This is a genomic window from Vibrio sp. R10-SG-ISO4 (genome assembly GCF_059834135.1).
Genome location: NZ_JCBDHJ010000002.1, coordinates 137,098 through 151,501 on the forward strand (window position 1 = coordinate 137,098; position 14,404 = coordinate 151,501).

At 50.2% G+C, this 14,404-nt stretch carries 12 protein-coding genes; 11 read left to right on the top strand and 1 reads right to left on the bottom strand.

Going from position 1 to position 14,404, the window contains the following annotated elements; translation table 11 throughout:
- Nucleotides 1-9 precede the first annotated feature (9 nt).
- The 11 genes from murE to lpxC all read left to right on the top strand — a co-directional run bounded on the left by murE (nt 10) and on the right by lpxC (nt 13,521).
- Nucleotides 10-1,488: a UDP-N-acetylmuramoyl-L-alanyl-D-glutamate--2,6-diaminopimelate ligase gene (murE, locus tag AC6R03_RS01580; protein ID WP_500631766.1), complete on the top strand. Its 1,479-nt coding sequence runs from the start codon at nt 10-12 to the stop codon at nt 1,486-1,488.
- The gene (locus AC6R03_RS01585; RefSeq protein WP_500631765.1) at nt 1,485-2,843 is read left to right on the top strand and encodes a UDP-N-acetylmuramoyl-tripeptide--D-alanyl-D-alanine ligase; all 1,359 of its coding nucleotides are present in this window, start codon (nt 1,485-1,487) and stop codon (nt 2,841-2,843) included. Before murE ends, AC6R03_RS01585 begins: the two co-directional genes overlap by 4 nt.
- A complete protein-coding gene (gene mraY, locus AC6R03_RS01590) occupies nt 2,840-3,922 on the top strand; it encodes a phospho-N-acetylmuramoyl-pentapeptide-transferase (RefSeq protein WP_500631764.1) in 1,083 nt (360 codons plus the stop codon). The genes AC6R03_RS01585 and mraY overlap by 4 nt, the downstream gene beginning before the upstream one ends.
- Nucleotides 3,923-3,961: 39 nt before the next feature.
- Nucleotides 3,962-5,305 carry a UDP-N-acetylmuramoyl-L-alanine--D-glutamate ligase gene (gene murD / locus AC6R03_RS01595; protein ID WP_500631763.1) on the top strand — a complete coding sequence of 448 codons (1,344 nt, stop codon included), beginning with the start codon at nt 3,962-3,964 and terminating at the stop codon, nt 5,303-5,305.
- A 13-nt stretch (nt 5,306-5,318) separates the two neighbouring features.
- Entirely contained in the window at nt 5,319-6,512 is a 1,194-nt protein-coding gene (ftsW, locus tag AC6R03_RS01600; protein ID WP_500631762.1) for a cell division protein FtsW, read from the top strand.
- Nucleotides 6,499-7,563 carry an undecaprenyldiphospho-muramoylpentapeptide beta-N-acetylglucosaminyltransferase gene (murG, locus tag AC6R03_RS01605; protein WP_500631761.1) on the top strand — a complete coding sequence of 355 codons (1,065 nt, stop codon included), beginning with the start codon at nt 6,499-6,501 and terminating at the stop codon, nt 7,561-7,563. The genes ftsW and murG overlap by 14 nt, the downstream gene beginning before the upstream one ends.
- A 9-nt stretch (nt 7,564-7,572) precedes the next feature.
- Entirely contained in the window at nt 7,573-9,033 is a 1,461-nt protein-coding gene (gene murC, locus AC6R03_RS01610) for a UDP-N-acetylmuramate--L-alanine ligase (protein WP_334554346.1), read from the top strand.
- A 179-nt stretch (nt 9,034-9,212) separates the two neighbouring features.
- Complete coding sequence (locus tag AC6R03_RS01615) at nt 9,213-9,995, top strand: cell division protein FtsQ/DivIB (protein ID WP_334554348.1); 783 nt, start codon at nt 9,213-9,215, stop codon at nt 9,993-9,995.
- Complete coding sequence (gene ftsA / locus AC6R03_RS01620) at nt 9,988-11,250, top strand: cell division protein FtsA (protein ID WP_487901317.1); 1,263 nt, start codon at nt 9,988-9,990, stop codon at nt 11,248-11,250. Before AC6R03_RS01615 ends, ftsA begins: the two co-directional genes overlap by 8 nt.
- A gap of 30 nt (nt 11,251-11,280) precedes the next feature.
- Nucleotides 11,281-12,504, top strand: coding sequence for a cell division protein FtsZ (ftsZ, locus tag AC6R03_RS01625; protein WP_500626517.1), 1,224 nt, complete (start codon nt 11,281-11,283; stop codon nt 12,502-12,504).
- A 99-nt stretch (nt 12,505-12,603) separates the two neighbouring features.
- Complete coding sequence (lpxC, locus tag AC6R03_RS01630) at nt 12,604-13,521, top strand: UDP-3-O-acyl-N-acetylglucosamine deacetylase (RefSeq protein WP_487901315.1); 918 nt, start codon at nt 12,604-12,606, stop codon at nt 13,519-13,521.
- A gap of 120 nt (nt 13,522-13,641) precedes the next feature.
- Here lpxC and AC6R03_RS01635 read toward each other — a convergent pair whose 3' ends face one another.
- Complete coding sequence (locus AC6R03_RS01635; RefSeq protein ID WP_500631760.1) at nt 13,642-14,097, bottom strand: DUF721 domain-containing protein; 456 nt, start codon at nt 14,095-14,097, stop codon at nt 13,642-13,644.
- Between the last annotated feature and the right edge of the window lie 307 nt (nt 14,098-14,404).

The following is a 14,404-nucleotide window of genomic DNA, read 5'->3' on the forward strand; positions in this document are numbered from 1 at the left end:
AGAGAGCCAATGCCAACAACACTCACATTAACGCAATTATTACGACCTTGGCTTGAGTTGGGCGATGAGCTCGCGATACCTGTTCGCCAACTTGAGCTCGACAGTCGCCAAGTAACCAAAGGATCGACCTTTGTTGCCATCCAAGGTCACGCTTTGGATGCGAGGAGGTTTATTCCGGCCGCGATTGCTCAAGGGGCCAATGCCGTTATTGCACAGGCGTGTTCGCGTGCTCCGCATGGTTTGGTGGAATACATTCAGTCGGTGCCTGTGGTGTATGTCGATGCACTTGATCAGCGTTTATCTCAGTTGGCGCTCTCCCTATATCCAGTCGCAGGGAATCATCTGATTGGCGTCACCGGTACGAACGGTAAAACCACAGTGACGCAGCTCATCGCTCAATGGTTAGAGCTGCTAGGGCAGCGCGCGGCGGTTCTCGGCACTGCGGGTAATGGTTTTCTCGAGAACTTGCAGCCTGCGGTCAATACCACAGGCAGTGCCGTGACGATTTGTCAGATGCTGTCTCAGCTTCAGCAGCGAGGTGCACACTACACTGCGATGGAAATCTCCTCTCATGGTTTGGTTCAAGGCCGGGTGAAAGCGCTTCCGTTTGCAGCGGGCGTGTTTACCAACCTAAGTCGTGATCACCTCGATTACCACGGCACGATGGATGAATACGCTCGTGCTAAGCAAATGCTCTTTACTGATCATGCCTGCCAGCACGCGATCATCAATGCCGATGACGCCGTCGGTGCCCAGTGGCTGACTGAGCTTGATCACGTGACGGCGGTTTCTCTCTCTCCAACGACCCACAAACGTGCCGTGTTTGCTCATCATGTATTGTATTCAGAACAGGGTATCGAGCTGCACTTTGATGGTCTCTATGGCCAAGGTGAGCTTCAGGTACCCCTCATCGGCCAGTTCAATGCCAGTAATGTGCTTGTGGCGATGACAACGCTGCTTGAGTTGGGTTTTGATAAATCGGCCTTGATGGCGACAGCGCCTCAACTAGAGCCCGTCATTGGACGTATGGAGCTGTTCGCTTCACCCGGGAAAGCAAAAGTGGTGGTCGATTATGCGCACACGCCAGACGCATTAGAAAAAGCGTTGCAAGCGCTGCGCGTTCATTGTCACGGCAAACTGTGGGCGATTTTCGGTTGCGGTGGCGATCGGGATACGGGTAAGCGTCCAATGATGGCTTCGATTGGTGAACAACTGGCTGATCAGGTTATTTTGGCCGATGATAACCCGCGCAGCGAGGATCCTAAGACCATCGTGCAAGATATGCTGGATGGCATGGCGAAGCCAAACTTGGCGATTGTCGAGCATGATCGCTATCAAGCCTTGCGTTACGCGCTAGCTAACAGCCAAGCGCAAGACATTATCTTGCTTGCAGGCAAAGGCCATGAAGATTATCAAGTTTTGGCAGATAAAACCGTGCACTACTCTGATCGTGAGTCGGCGGCAGAGCTATTGGAGTCTCCTTTATGATCACTATGATGTTATCTCAATTAGTCGAGCCACTGTCGGCGGAGTTGATTGGCCAAGATGTGGCGATCGAGAGTGTGTCAACTGACACGCGTGCCATCGAAACGGGCGCGCTGTTTGTTGCCTTGGTCGGTGAGCGTTTTGATGCGCACGATTTTGCGGCCAAAGCCGTTGATTCCGGCGCGGCGGCGCTGTTGGTCAGTCGAGTTTTGCCGCTTGATATCCCTCAGCTATTGGTCAAAGACTCCAAAGTGGCGCTAGGGCAGTTAGGCGCCTTCGTTCATCAGTTATGCCAAACCCCGACGGTGGCGATCACAGGAAGCTGCGGTAAAACCACGGTGAAAGAGATGGTCGCTAGCATCATGAGTCTTCAAGGACAAGTGCTGTTTACTGCGGGTAACTTCAACAACGATATAGGTGTGCCGTTGACCTTGCTCCGTTCGACGCCGGAAGATGATTATGGCGTGATTGAACTCGGCGCCAACCACATTGGTGAAATCGCCTATACGACCGCCTTGGTCAAACCCGATGTTGCCCTCGTGAACAACGTTGCGGCGGCGCATTTAGAAGGCTTTGGTTCGATTGAGGGCGTGAAGCAAGCAAAAGGAGAGATCTACCAAGGGCTTGCGTCTGGCTCAGTGGCGATCGTCAATCTCGATAGTCATGGTGGTGAGCATTGGAGTGGTGTCTTGGCCGATAAACAGGTCAAAACCTTTTCTATGACCGATGCAAGCGCAGATTACTTTGCTACTCACGTGGTGTTAAACGCGTTGGGTGAGGCAAGTTTTATTTTGCGCACTCCAAGTAGTGAGCTGAGCGTCAAACTCGGTATTATTGGTCAGCACAATGTTGCCAACGCACTGGCTGCGGCGGCTCTGGCGAAAGAGTTAGGTGCCAGCGATGAGATGATTGTCAAAGGGCTAGAAAGTCTTGCCAAAGTGAAAGGGCGCGTCGAAACCGTCGCATTGACCGATGAGATTCGTCTTATCGATGACAGCTACAACGCCAGCGTCCCCGCCATGAAAGCGGCGGTGGATCTCTTGTCGAGTTTTGATGGGACGCGCTGGCTAATTTTGGGGAATATGGCAGAGCTTGGTGACGAAAGCCTTGCACTTCATCGTCAAGTCGGTGAACATGCTGCCCCCTTTAACTTCCCTTATGTGTTGACCTATGGTGATGACGCAGAGGTTATCAGCCAGGTTTGCCAGGGGACACATTTTTGCTCTCATGAGAGCATGATTGATTATATTAAGCAGCAGATAAAGACGCACCAAGGGCCACAAACTTTGCTGGTCAAAGGTGCCAATAGCGCCGGTATGTTTAAAGTCGCGGCTGCTGTGAAGGAGATGTTTGCATGATTATTTGGCTTGCGGAGCTGCTACAGCCATACTTTTCATTTTTTCGCCTGTTCGAATATTTGTCGTTCCGAGCCATTGTCAGTGTATTGACGGCCTTAGCGATCTCTTTGTGGATGGGGCCTCGTATGATTCGCCGTTTGCAGATGTTGCAAATTGGTCAGGTGGTACGTAACGAAGGGCCAGAGTCACACTTTAGTAAGCGTGGCACGCCAACCATGGGCGGTGTGATGATCTTAACAGCGATCATGACAACGGTTCTGATTTGGGCGGATCTGGCTAACCCATATGTTTGGGCTGTGCTCGCCGTACTTGCGGGCTACGGCGCCGTCGGGTTTGTCGATGACTATCGCAAAGTCGTGCGCAAAAACACCGATGGCTTGATCGCGCGTTGGAAGTATTTCTGGCAATCCGCGATCGCATTAGTGGTGGCGTTTGCACTTTATGCTCACGGTAAAGATACCGCGGCGACACAACTGGTGGTGCCCTTTTTCAAAGACATTATGCCGCAGTTAGGTCTGTTCTATATCGTGCTGACTTATTTTGTGATTGTCGGCACCAGCAACGCGGTCAATTTAACCGACGGTTTGGATGGGTTGGCGATCATGCCAACGGTGCTGGTCGCTGCAGGTTTTGCCGCCATTGCCTGGGCTACTGGTAACGTTAATTTCGCCAATTACCTGCACATTCCATACGTGCCTCACGCATCAGAGTTAGTCGTCGTGTGTACGGCGATCGTGGGAGCGGGGCTAGGCTTTTTATGGTTTAACACCTACCCTGCACAAGTCTTTATGGGCGATGTCGGTTCACTGGCTCTTGGCGGTGCGCTTGGTACGATTTCGGTGTTGGTGCGTCAAGAGTTTGTATTGGTGATCATGGGCGGCGTGTTTGTGATGGAGACCTTATCGGTGATCCTTCAAGTGGGCTCATACAAATTGCGTGGGCAGCGAATTTTCCGTATGGCGCCGATTCACCATCACTACGAGTTAAAAGGCTGGCCGGAACCTCGGGTTATCGTTCGTTTTTGGATCATCTCTATCGTACTTGTTTTGATTGGACTGGCGACGCTGAAAGTTCGCTAATCCCCGTTTTGTTTCGCCAATAGGATAAAAGGAATGGCCATGCGCGAGTCTATTCATGCCAACCCCTCTCGATGGGAGTCGATTCACCACGTCGTCGTGGTTGGCTTGGGTATCACCGGTTTGTCGGTGGTGAATTACCTTAAGCGTTTACCGAATGCGCTCGACATTAAGGTGATCGATACGCGCCAGTGCCCGCCAGGTCAAGAGTCGCTGCCGAGTGATGTTGCATTGCACAGTGGTGGATGGCAAACGCAATGGCTAGAGCGTGCAGACTTGGTCGTGGTCAACCCGGGTATTGCGTTGGCGACGGCTGAGATTCAGCAAGTGATTGCTAAAGGCACGCCGGTCGTGGGCGACATTGAGCTATTTGCTTGGCATGTCAGCAAACCGGTGATCGCGATTACTGGCTCGAATGGCAAAAGTACCGTCACGGATCTGACCGGTGTAGCGGCGAACGCTGCGGGCGTCAAGACCGCCGTGGGTGGAAATATCGGCGTTCCCGCGCTGGATCTGCTAAAGCAAGAGGCGGATCTTTACGTTCTTGAACTGTCGAGCTTTCAATTAGAGACAACCTCTTCTTTGCATCTAGTGGCCGCGGCTTTTCTCAATCTGAGTGAAGACCATATGGACCGCTACTCTGGAATGGCGGCTTATCGTGCGGCCAAGCTACGCATTTTCGACCATGCTATCAAAGGGGTTGTGAATGCAGACGACAAGCAAACCTACCCAGAACACAACACTTGCGCGCTCGTGACGTTCTCGCTCAAGCAAGAGGCTGATTACCATTTACGCCAATCTCAAGGTCGTGACTGGATTGTGTTTCAAGATAGCCCTATTTTAGCGACCGATGAGCTTGCTCTGGTGGGCCAGCACAATGTTGCGAATGTGATGGTGGTACTGGCGCTGCTGAATCAAGCGGGTATAGAGCTCCAGGGAGCCTTACCGGCTATCAAGGCTTATCAAGGTTTAACACATCGTTGCCAAGTGGTGGCTGACAAACGCGGCGTTAAGTGGGTCAATGATTCTAAAGCGACCAATGTTGCCAGTACGTTGGCGGCGCTATCTGGACTATCCTTGACAGGACGACTCTACCTACTTGTCGGCGGTGTCGGTAAAGGGGCAGATTTTTCCGAATTGGTATCGCCACTGTCGAAGCTCAACGTGCAGCTTTGCTGCTTTGGCGTGGATGGTGAGGCGTTTATGCCCTTGCATCCTAGTGCCAAACGATTTGACCGTATGAGTGATGTGATTGAGTGGGTTGCCCCTCAGCTCAGCGAGGGTGACATGGTGATGCTTTCACCGGCTTGTGCGAGCTTTGATCAGTTCAACAACTTTATGGCGCGCGGTGATGCATTCCGCGAGCTTGCTCTCACCTACGCATAACAGCAAGGACGATATGCCGATTTCCAGTGCCATCCACAGAGTGCAACATTGGCTCACCAGTGACAGCCCAGACTCACTGTACGATCGACAATTGGTCTGGATTGCGCTTGGGTTAATGTTGACAGGTTTGGTGATGGTGACATCCGCATCGTTTCCTATCAGTTCGCGTCTTACTGACCAGCCTTTCCACTTTATGTTTCGCCATGCGCTTTTTCTTGTCCTCGCGCTCGGAACGTCCGCGGTTATTTTACAAGTCCCGATGCGCAAATGGCTCGACTACAGTACTTGGTTGCTGCTGTTGTCTATTTTCTTGCTGTGCGTGGTGCTGGTGGCGGGAAAATCGGTCAATGGCGCCTCACGTTGGATTCCGCTAGGACTGTTTAACTTACAGCCTGCCGAAGTGGCGAAATTGTCACTGTTTATTTTTATGTCCGGATACTTAGTGCGTAAACGCGATGAGGTTCAATCGAGCTTCTTTGGTGGGTTTATTAAGCCCATCATCGTATTTGGAACATTAGCCGGTTTGCTGCTTCTTCAGCCCGATTTAGGCACCGTTATCGTGATGTTGGTGACGCTGTTTGGCATGCTGTTTATCGCCGGAGCCAAGCTGACTCAGTTTCTTGCCTTGATGGTGGTCGGCATTTCAGCGGTAGTCGGATTGATTTGGATCGAGCCTTACCGCATGCGCCGCGTCACCTCGTTTCTCGACCCGTGGGAAGACCCTTTCGGCAGCGGTTACCAATTGACGCAGTCATTGATGGCTTTTGGCCGAGGTGAGTGGTTTGGTCAAGGCCTTGGTAATTCAATTCAAAAGCTCGAATACTTACCTGAAGCGCACACGGACTTTGTGTTTGCCGTGTTAGCGGAAGAGTTGGGCTTTGTTGGCGTTGTGCTCGTGCTAATGCTGATTTTTAGCTTGGTGATCAAAGCCATTTTTATTGGCAGAAAAGCGTTTGAGAACCAGCATCTTTTTGGCGGCTATCTGGCATTTGGTATCGGCATTTGGTTTGCGTTTCAAACCTTAGTCAATGTCGGTGCGGCGGCCGGTATGGTGCCGACCAAAGGTCTCACCTTGCCGCTTATCAGTTACGGCGGATCTAGCTTGATTATCATGGCGGTGGCCGTCTCTATCTTACTTCGCATTGACTTCGAATGCCGGGTTGATGCGCCTGACTCAACACAGAAATCGAATAATGACTCAGACTAAAAAACTTATGGTCATGGCCGGTGGTACGGGCGGTCATGTTTTCCCTGGCTTAGCCGTTGCCAAAAAACTTCAGCAGCAAGGTTGGGAAATTCGCTGGCTAGGAACTGCGGATCGAATGGAAGCCGAGTTGGTACCCAAACACGGTATCGATATCGACTTTATCAAAGTCAAAGGCTTGCGTGGACAGGGGTTAGCGAAACTTCTCGCGGCGCCGTTTCAAATCATCAATGCGATCTTTCAGGCCAAAGCGCACATGAAACGCTGGCAACCGGATGTGGTATTGGGCATGGGCGGCTATGTCAGTGGCCCAGGTGGCGTGGCAGCGAAACTGTTGGGCATTCCAGTAGTACTGCACGAGCAAAATGCGGTTGCAGGTCTCACCAATCAATGGTTATCACGTATTGCGAGCAAGGTGTTTCAGGCGTTTCCGGGTGCATTTACTCATGCAGAAGTGGTGGGGAACCCCGTGCGTGAGGATGTGATTTCACTGCCAAGCCCAACAGTGCGCATGAGTGAGCGTAGCGATGAGATTCGTATTTTGGTTATGGGTGGCAGTCAAGGTGCGAGGATTTTAAATCAAACCTTACCTGAGGTGATGGCCAACCTAGGAAGTTGTTATCAAGTTCGTCATCAAGCGGGTAAAAATAACGCGGATTCTGTGAAAAAAGCCTATCAAGATCAAAACGTCGAGCAGGCTGAAGTGGTGGAATTCATCGATGATGTTGCTGCGGCATACGCTTGGGCCGATCTTCTGGTCTGCCGCTCTGGTGCGTTGACGGTGTCGGAAGTGTCAGCGGCGGGGGTCGGGGCGATTTTTATTCCCTTTATGCACAAAGATCGCCAACAAGCGTTGAACGCGGATCATCTGGTAGAATGCGGCGCCGCAAAAATGATTGAGCAGCCGGCGCTCAGTGTGGCGTCATTGACCGAAGGTATTCGCCATCTGAGCCGTGATGATCTTCTCTCTATGGCAGAGAAGGCACGCGCGGCCGCCAAACTGGACGCTGATACAGTGGTGGCAACGGCGATCATCGAACTGGCACAGAAATAGAGAACGATTATGACAATTCAACATACACAAGATTTGGCGCAGATTCGTGCCATGGTGCCAGAAATGCGCCGCGTGAAATGCATTCACTTTATCGGCATCGGTGGTGCGGGTATGAGTGGCATCGCAGAAGTGTTGCTCAACGAAGGCTACCAAATCACGGGGTCAGATATCGCAGAGAATCCGGTTACGCAGGGGCTCGCGCAAAAAGGGGCGACGATTTATATCGGTCACCATGCAGACAACGTCGCCAACGCCAGTGTGGTGGTTGTCTCTACTGCCATCAACGAGCAAAACCCAGAAATTAAGGCTGCCCGCGAAGCCCGTATCCCTGTGGTTCGCCGCGCAGAAATGTTGGCTGAGCTGATGCGTTTTCGTCACGGTATTGCGGTGGCGGGCACACATGGTAAAACCACGACAACGGCCTTGGTCACGCAGATTTATTCTGAAGAAGGCTTAGACCCGACGTTCGTCAACGGTGGCTTGGTCAAAAGCGCGGGAACCAATGCGCGACTGGGCTCTAGCCGTATCTTGATTGCGGAAGCGGACGAAAGCGACGCTTCGTTTCTCCATTTGCAGCCTATGGTCAGTATCGTTACCAATATTGAAGCGGATCATATGGACACCTATGGCGGCGATTTTGAAACGCTCAAACAAACGTTCATCGATTTCCTGCACAACCTGCCGTTTTATGGCCAAGCGATTTTGTGTGTCGATGACCCGGTCGTGCGTGAACTGATTCCTAAAGTGAGCCGCCAAGTGATTACTTACGGTTTTTCAGAAGATGCCGATGTGCGCATTGAAAACTATCGCCAAGAAGGCCAGCAGGGCAAGTTTACTGTCGTACGTAAACATCGCGCTAACCTAGACATTACCCTGAATATTCCAGGGCGCCATAATGCGCTCAATGCATCAGCGGCCATCGCCGTGGCAACGGAAGATGATGTCAGCGATGAGGCGATTTTACGCGCCATGGCAGGCACTCAAGGAACCGGCCGCCGCTTTGATCATCTAGGTGAGTTCGAAACTGGCAAGGGACATGCAATGCTGGTTGATGATTATGGCCACCACCCGACAGAAGTGGATGTGACCATTCAAGCCGCGAGAAACGGTTGGCAAGAAAAGCGCTTAGTGATGATCTTTCAGCCTCACCGTTACAGCAGAACGCGAGACCTCTACGATGATTTCGCCAACGTGCTGGAACAAGTGGATGTCTTGATCATGCTGGATGTCTATGCGGCAGGTGAAAAGCCCATTGCTGGTGCAGATGGTCGATCATTGTGCAGAACGATTCGTTCACGTGGCCGTATTGACCCAATTTTTGTCCCGGACAGCAGTACGTTACCTTCCGTTCTTGCGAATGTCTTACAAGACGGTGACTTAGTGCTTACTCAAGGGGCTGGGGATGTCGGTAAAGTGGCAAAACAGTTGGCGGCTTTTGAGTTAAATATCGATAAGATGCGTCAGGCGTAGATTTAAGGGTGAAAAATCGTGGTTTGATGCACTTTCTGTGTTTTAAGCGGCGATTTCTCACTTTCAGTATTTGATACTTTCAGTGACGCCAGTATAATCCGAAAGTTAAAATAAGTGCTTTTGCCTTATTGCAAAAGAAGATAGGGAAAATTGCGAACAAATAGCAAGGACTATGGACTTTGATTAAAAGTGCTTTTAATGAAAGCCGTCATCTAACCTCTTCCCCACTTGTTAAAAACCACGCGGTTGGCGGTGGTTTTTTACTGGTGGTTTTGCTGTTAATTGGCTCCCTTCTTTATTCGACGATTTCATGGATGTGGGATGACCAGCGTCTGCCACTCTCTAAAATTGTCTTGCAAGGTGATTTGCACTACGTCTCTGCCCTCGATGTCCAACGTGCTTTTGCGCATTTGGATCATGTCGGAACCTTTATGTCACAAGATATCAAGGTGTTGCAGACGATGGCTGAAGCGATCCCTTGGGTCTCTCACGCCTCAATACGCAAGCAATGGCCAGACACCGTCAAAGTGTTTCTTACTGAGCACCAAGCGGCGGCAATTTGGAATGGCAACGCATTGCTGAATGAGCAGGGAGACGTCTTCAATGGTGACATCGGCCAACTAGAAGAAGAGCGGGTAAAGCTCTACGGCCCACAGGGTACCAGCCAAGAAGTGTTGGACGTGTGGCGTCGAATTAGCCCGAAATTTACCGCGCTCAATTTGTCGATTACGTCCTTGGTGCAAAACGAGCGCCGAGCGTGGCAAATTATTCTAGATAACGGCATTCGTTTGGAATTGGGTAAAGAGTCGTTAGAGGAACGCATCAATCGATTTGTTTCTCTGTATCAGAATTTAGGTAGCGACACGTTAAGAGTGAGCTACATTGACCTCAGGTATGACACGGGAGCATCCGTTGGATGGTTCCCTGATCAAGAGTTAGAACAAGAGAGTACAGATGACTAAGACCGCTGATGACAACATTATTGTTGGTCTTGATATAGGCACTGCAACCGTATCGGCTCTGGTGGGCGAAGTATTGCCTGATGGTCAAATTAATATTATTGGCGCTGGGATTAGCCCGTCGCGTGGTATGGATAAAGGCGGAGTCAACGACCTAGAGTCGGTAGTGAAATCGGTTCAGCGCGCGGTGGACCAAGCGGAGTTGATGGCTGAGTGCCAAATTCGCAACGTCTACATTTCGCTGTCTGGTCGCCATATTGCTAGCCGTATCGAAAAGGGGATGGGCACTATCTCCGAAGAAGAAGTGTCACAAGAAGACATGGATCGTGCAATTCATACCGCTAAGTCTATTAAAATTGGCGATGAGCAGCGTATTTTGCATGTCATCCCACAAGAGTTTACGATCGACTACCAAGAGGGAATCAAAAATCCACTCGGTCTGTCAGGGGTGCGCATGGAAGTCAGCGTGCACCTCATTTCTTGCCACAATGATATGGCGAGAAACATTATTAAAGCGGTTGAGCGTTGCGGCTTAACGGTGGAGCATTTGGTCTACTCTGGCCTTGCGTCAAGTAATGCGGTCATTACAGAAGATGAGCGTGAACTCGGCGTGTGTGTGGTTGATATTGGTGCAGGCACCATGGATGTGGCCATCTGGACCGGCGGCGCATTACGTCACACTGAGGTCTTTTCTTACGCAGGAAATGCGGTGACTAGTGATATAGCCTTTGCATTTGGCACGCCAGTCAGCGATGCTGAAGAGATTAAAGTCAAATATGGCTGTGCAGTGAGTGAATTGGTCAGCAAAGATGACACAGTTAACGTTCCTAGCGTTGGAGGGCGTCCATCGCGAAGTTTACAACGTCAAACTCTATCTGAAGTGATAGAGCCTCGTTATACTGAGTTAATGGGTCTGGTGAACCAGACTATCGATACTGTTCAAGAAAGACTGCGTGAAGAGGGGATTAAACACCATCTTGCCGCAGGTGTGGTGCTCACAGGTGGCGCATCACAAATTGAAGGTTTGGTTGAGTGTGCGGAGCGCGTGTTCCGCAACCAAGTACGAGTTGGCAAGCCACTAGAGGTGAGCGGCTTAACGGATTATGTCAAAGAGCCGTATCATTCTACGGCTGTGGGTTTACTTCATTACGCGCGCGACAGTCAGGTAAATGATGAGACGGAATACAACGAGCCTTCTCGCCAGTCAGTTACCGGTTTTTTTGCTCGAGTGCGTAATTGGATACAAAAAGAGTTTTAACCTGAGCAGCAGGAAAAACGGAGATAACACATGTTTGAACCGATGATGGAAATGTCTGACGATGCAGTAATTAAAGTCGTTGGGGTTGGTGGCGGCGGCGGTAACGCTGTCGAACACATGGTGCGTGAATCCATCGAAGGTGTTGAGTTCATCAGTATCAATACTGATGCTCAGGCGCTTCGAAAAACCAGTGTCAGTAGTGTCATCCAAATTGGTGGCGACATGACAAAAGGTCTAGGTGCAGGGGCAAACCCGCAAGTAGGACGTGACGCTGCTCTTGAAGATAGAGAAAGAATTAAAGAAGAGTTGTCAGGTGCCGATATGGTATTTATCGCGGCCGGAATGGGCGGTGGTACTGGTACCGGTGCGGCACCTGTTATTGCAGAAGTGGCAAAAGAACTCGGCGTATTGACCGTCGCTGTAGTCACTAAGCCATTTAGCTTCGAAGGCAAAAAGCGCCTAGCGTTTGCTGAGCAAGGTATTGAAGAGCTCTCAAAGCATGTGGACTCGCTTATCACGATTCCCAATGAGAAATTGCTCAAGGTTCTTGGCCGAGGCATCACACTACTCGAAGCATTTGCAAGTGCAAATGACGTATTGAAAAACGCGGTACAAGGTATTGCTGAGCTTATCACTCGCCCTGGCATGATTAACGTCGACTTTGCGGATGTTCGCACTGTGATGTCGGAAATGGGTCACGCTATGATGGGCAGTGGTGTCGCGAAAGGTGAAGACCGTGCGGAAGAAGCGGCAGAGATGGCAATCTCTAGCCCACTGCTTGAAGATATTGATCTTGCGGGCGCTCGTGGCGTCTTGGTCAACATCACAGCGGGTCTGGATATGCGCCTCGATGAGTTCGAAACTGTGGGTAACACAGTTAAGGCGTTCGCTTCTGACAATGCAACTGTAGTGATTGGTACTTCTCTCGACCCAGACATGGCTGATGAAATCCGTGTCACCGTTGTAGCGACAGGTATCGGTAACGAGAAAAAGCCTGACATTACTCTGGTTGCGGGTGGCAAAGCGAAGCCGGTTACGCAAACTCAACCACAACAAACGGTGACGCCTCAAGCGAGCGTCAACAAAGTGGAAGAAAAAGCGGCACCATCTTTGCAAGAGAAACCACAAGTTTCACCTCAGCCGACGACGTCAGGTGTTGGCGGTGGGGCAAGCCAAAGCGCTGCTGCACCGAAAGCCGATAAAGAAAGTGGCTACTTAGATATTCCTGCTTTCCTACGTCGCCAAGCTGATTGATGGCATCCATAATTTGACACTGTTCGATTATGTGGTAGGATTCGCGGTCGATGTTAAAGATTGACCGCGTTTTGTGGCAATATTGTTGAGGCAAGGTAGATGATCAGACAACGTACTCTGAAAGAAATAGTGAAAACAACTGGTGTGGGTCTCCACTCTGGTCGTAAAGTCACGCTCACGCTACGCCCAGCTGCTGCAAATACTGGTATCATTTATCGCCGCACGGATTTAGAGCCAGCGGTCGACTTCCCTGCGAACCCAGACTCTGTGCGCGACACCAAATTGTGTACCGCTCTGGTTAATGACGCAGGTGTCCGTATTTCAACAGTTGAACACTTGAATGCTGCCCTTGCGGGTATGGGTATCGATAACGTTATCGTTGAAGTCGATGCGCCAGAAATCCCAATTATGGATGGCAGCGCAAGTCCATTCGTATTCTTGCTTCAACAAGCGGGTATCGAAGAGCAAAATGTCGCAAAACGTTTTATTCGTATCAAGAAACCTATCCGTTTTGAAGAAGAAGACAAGTGGGCGGAGTTTGTTCCGTTTAATGGCTTCCGTATGGATTTCGAAATCGAGTTTAATCACCCAGCTATTGATGCCGACGAGCAGCACTTGGTGTTTGATTTCTCGACAAACGGTTTTGTGAAAGAGATTTCACGAGCTCGTACCTTTGGATTCATGCGTGATATCGAATACCTCCAGTCTCAAAACTTGGTGCTGGGTGGCAGTTTCGACAACGCCATCGTATTGGATGAATACCGTATTCTGAACGAAGAAGGTCTTCGCTTTGAAAATGAGTTTGTGACGCACAAAGTGCTTGATGCTATTGGCGATCTGTACATGTGTGGTCACCCTATCATTGGCGAATTCCGAGCTTACAAATCGGGCCATGGTCTCAATAACCAACTGCTTCGTGCAGTCCTCGCAGACCAAGAAGCGTGGGAGTGGGTGACCTTTGAAGAAGAGGCACCAGCACCAATGGCTTTTGCAGAGCCTAATATGGTGCTTGCATAAAGCGCGGGTATTGAGCTAGCAGGCTACTATAAGCCAGCAAGCTAACTAATAGTTTTAAAGGCCAGATCGAATGATCTGGCCTTTTTTGATTGCCCTAACAAATATCAGTGTAGCGACGTTCTACGATTTCTTGGCTAATTTCGCCAAGCTTTCAAGTCGTGCCTTTACTTTCGGCGAGGCGTTTGAGGCGATCATTTCAAGATAGCTCGCGGCAGTGGAAGAGATCGGATCCCTTTGTGGCGCTGACTGCTCGCTTTTCTCACTATTGGATCGATATAGCTCCGGATTGATTTGTACGCTGACAGCGATCAGTCGAGCGAATCCCTGAGATCGTAATTGATTCAAAATATGCAGACGATCACGATCGATCTTCATCTTGATCCCTGCGCTAGCCACCTCGAGGATCAATTGCCCTTCACGGATGTTTGCCACCCGGCAATGCTTTTCCGTACCACGAGGCAAAATGGCCTGCAGTGCTCGGTTGATCAAGATGATCTCTTCGGCGTGTTGTTGCAGTGTCGACAAGCGAGATTGAGCGATGATGTCGTCGCCTAAAGTAGGGCGGTGGTCACGCATAGTGGGCCTTATATTGCTGGACGGTCTGTTTCATTCTAAGCGAAGCTCGTGCGAGTAGGTAGCATTGCATTGGATAAACTTACGTCATATAAGCACAAAAAATAAAGTGCGCTTCAAACAAATTACCTTGCTATTGGTTGTCAGGGTGAAAATTTCATAAGATAGGCGCCACTAAAATCAGTTCTAGCCTTGAATTCTAAAGTAAATAGCACAATATCTGAGGAAAGTGATTTATCTCAGTATTCTTAGTTTAAAACTGGTAGAGACTGAAGGCATTATAAGATGATCGGGCCCGATCTGAGTTAAG

Coding starts and splice junctions, on each gene's coding strand:
- murE (WP_500631766.1), top strand. CDS start 10: ATGCCAACAACACTCACATTAACGCAATTATTACGACCTTGGCTTGAG.
- AC6R03_RS01585 (WP_500631765.1), top strand. CDS start 1,485: ATGATCACTATGATGTTATCTCAATTAGTCGAGCCACTGTCGGCGGAG.
- mraY (WP_500631764.1), top strand. CDS start 2,840: ATGATTATTTGGCTTGCGGAGCTGCTACAGCCATACTTTTCATTTTTT.
- murD (WP_500631763.1), top strand. CDS start 3,962: ATGCGCGAGTCTATTCATGCCAACCCCTCTCGATGGGAGTCGATTCAC.
- ftsW (WP_500631762.1), top strand. CDS start 5,319: ATGCCGATTTCCAGTGCCATCCACAGAGTGCAACATTGGCTCACCAGT.
- murG (WP_500631761.1), top strand. CDS start 6,499: ATGACTCAGACTAAAAAACTTATGGTCATGGCCGGTGGTACGGGCGGT.
- murC (WP_334554346.1), top strand. CDS start 7,573: ATGACAATTCAACATACACAAGATTTGGCGCAGATTCGTGCCATGGTG.
- ftsA (WP_487901317.1), top strand. CDS start 9,988: ATGACTAAGACCGCTGATGACAACATTATTGTTGGTCTTGATATAGGC.
- ftsZ (WP_500626517.1), top strand. CDS start 11,281: ATGTTTGAACCGATGATGGAAATGTCTGACGATGCAGTAATTAAAGTC.
- lpxC (WP_487901315.1), top strand. CDS start 12,604: ATGATCAGACAACGTACTCTGAAAGAAATAGTGAAAACAACTGGTGTG.
- AC6R03_RS01635 (WP_500631760.1), bottom strand. CDS start 14,097: ATGCGTGACCACCGCCCTACTTTAGGCGACGACATCATCGCTCAATCT.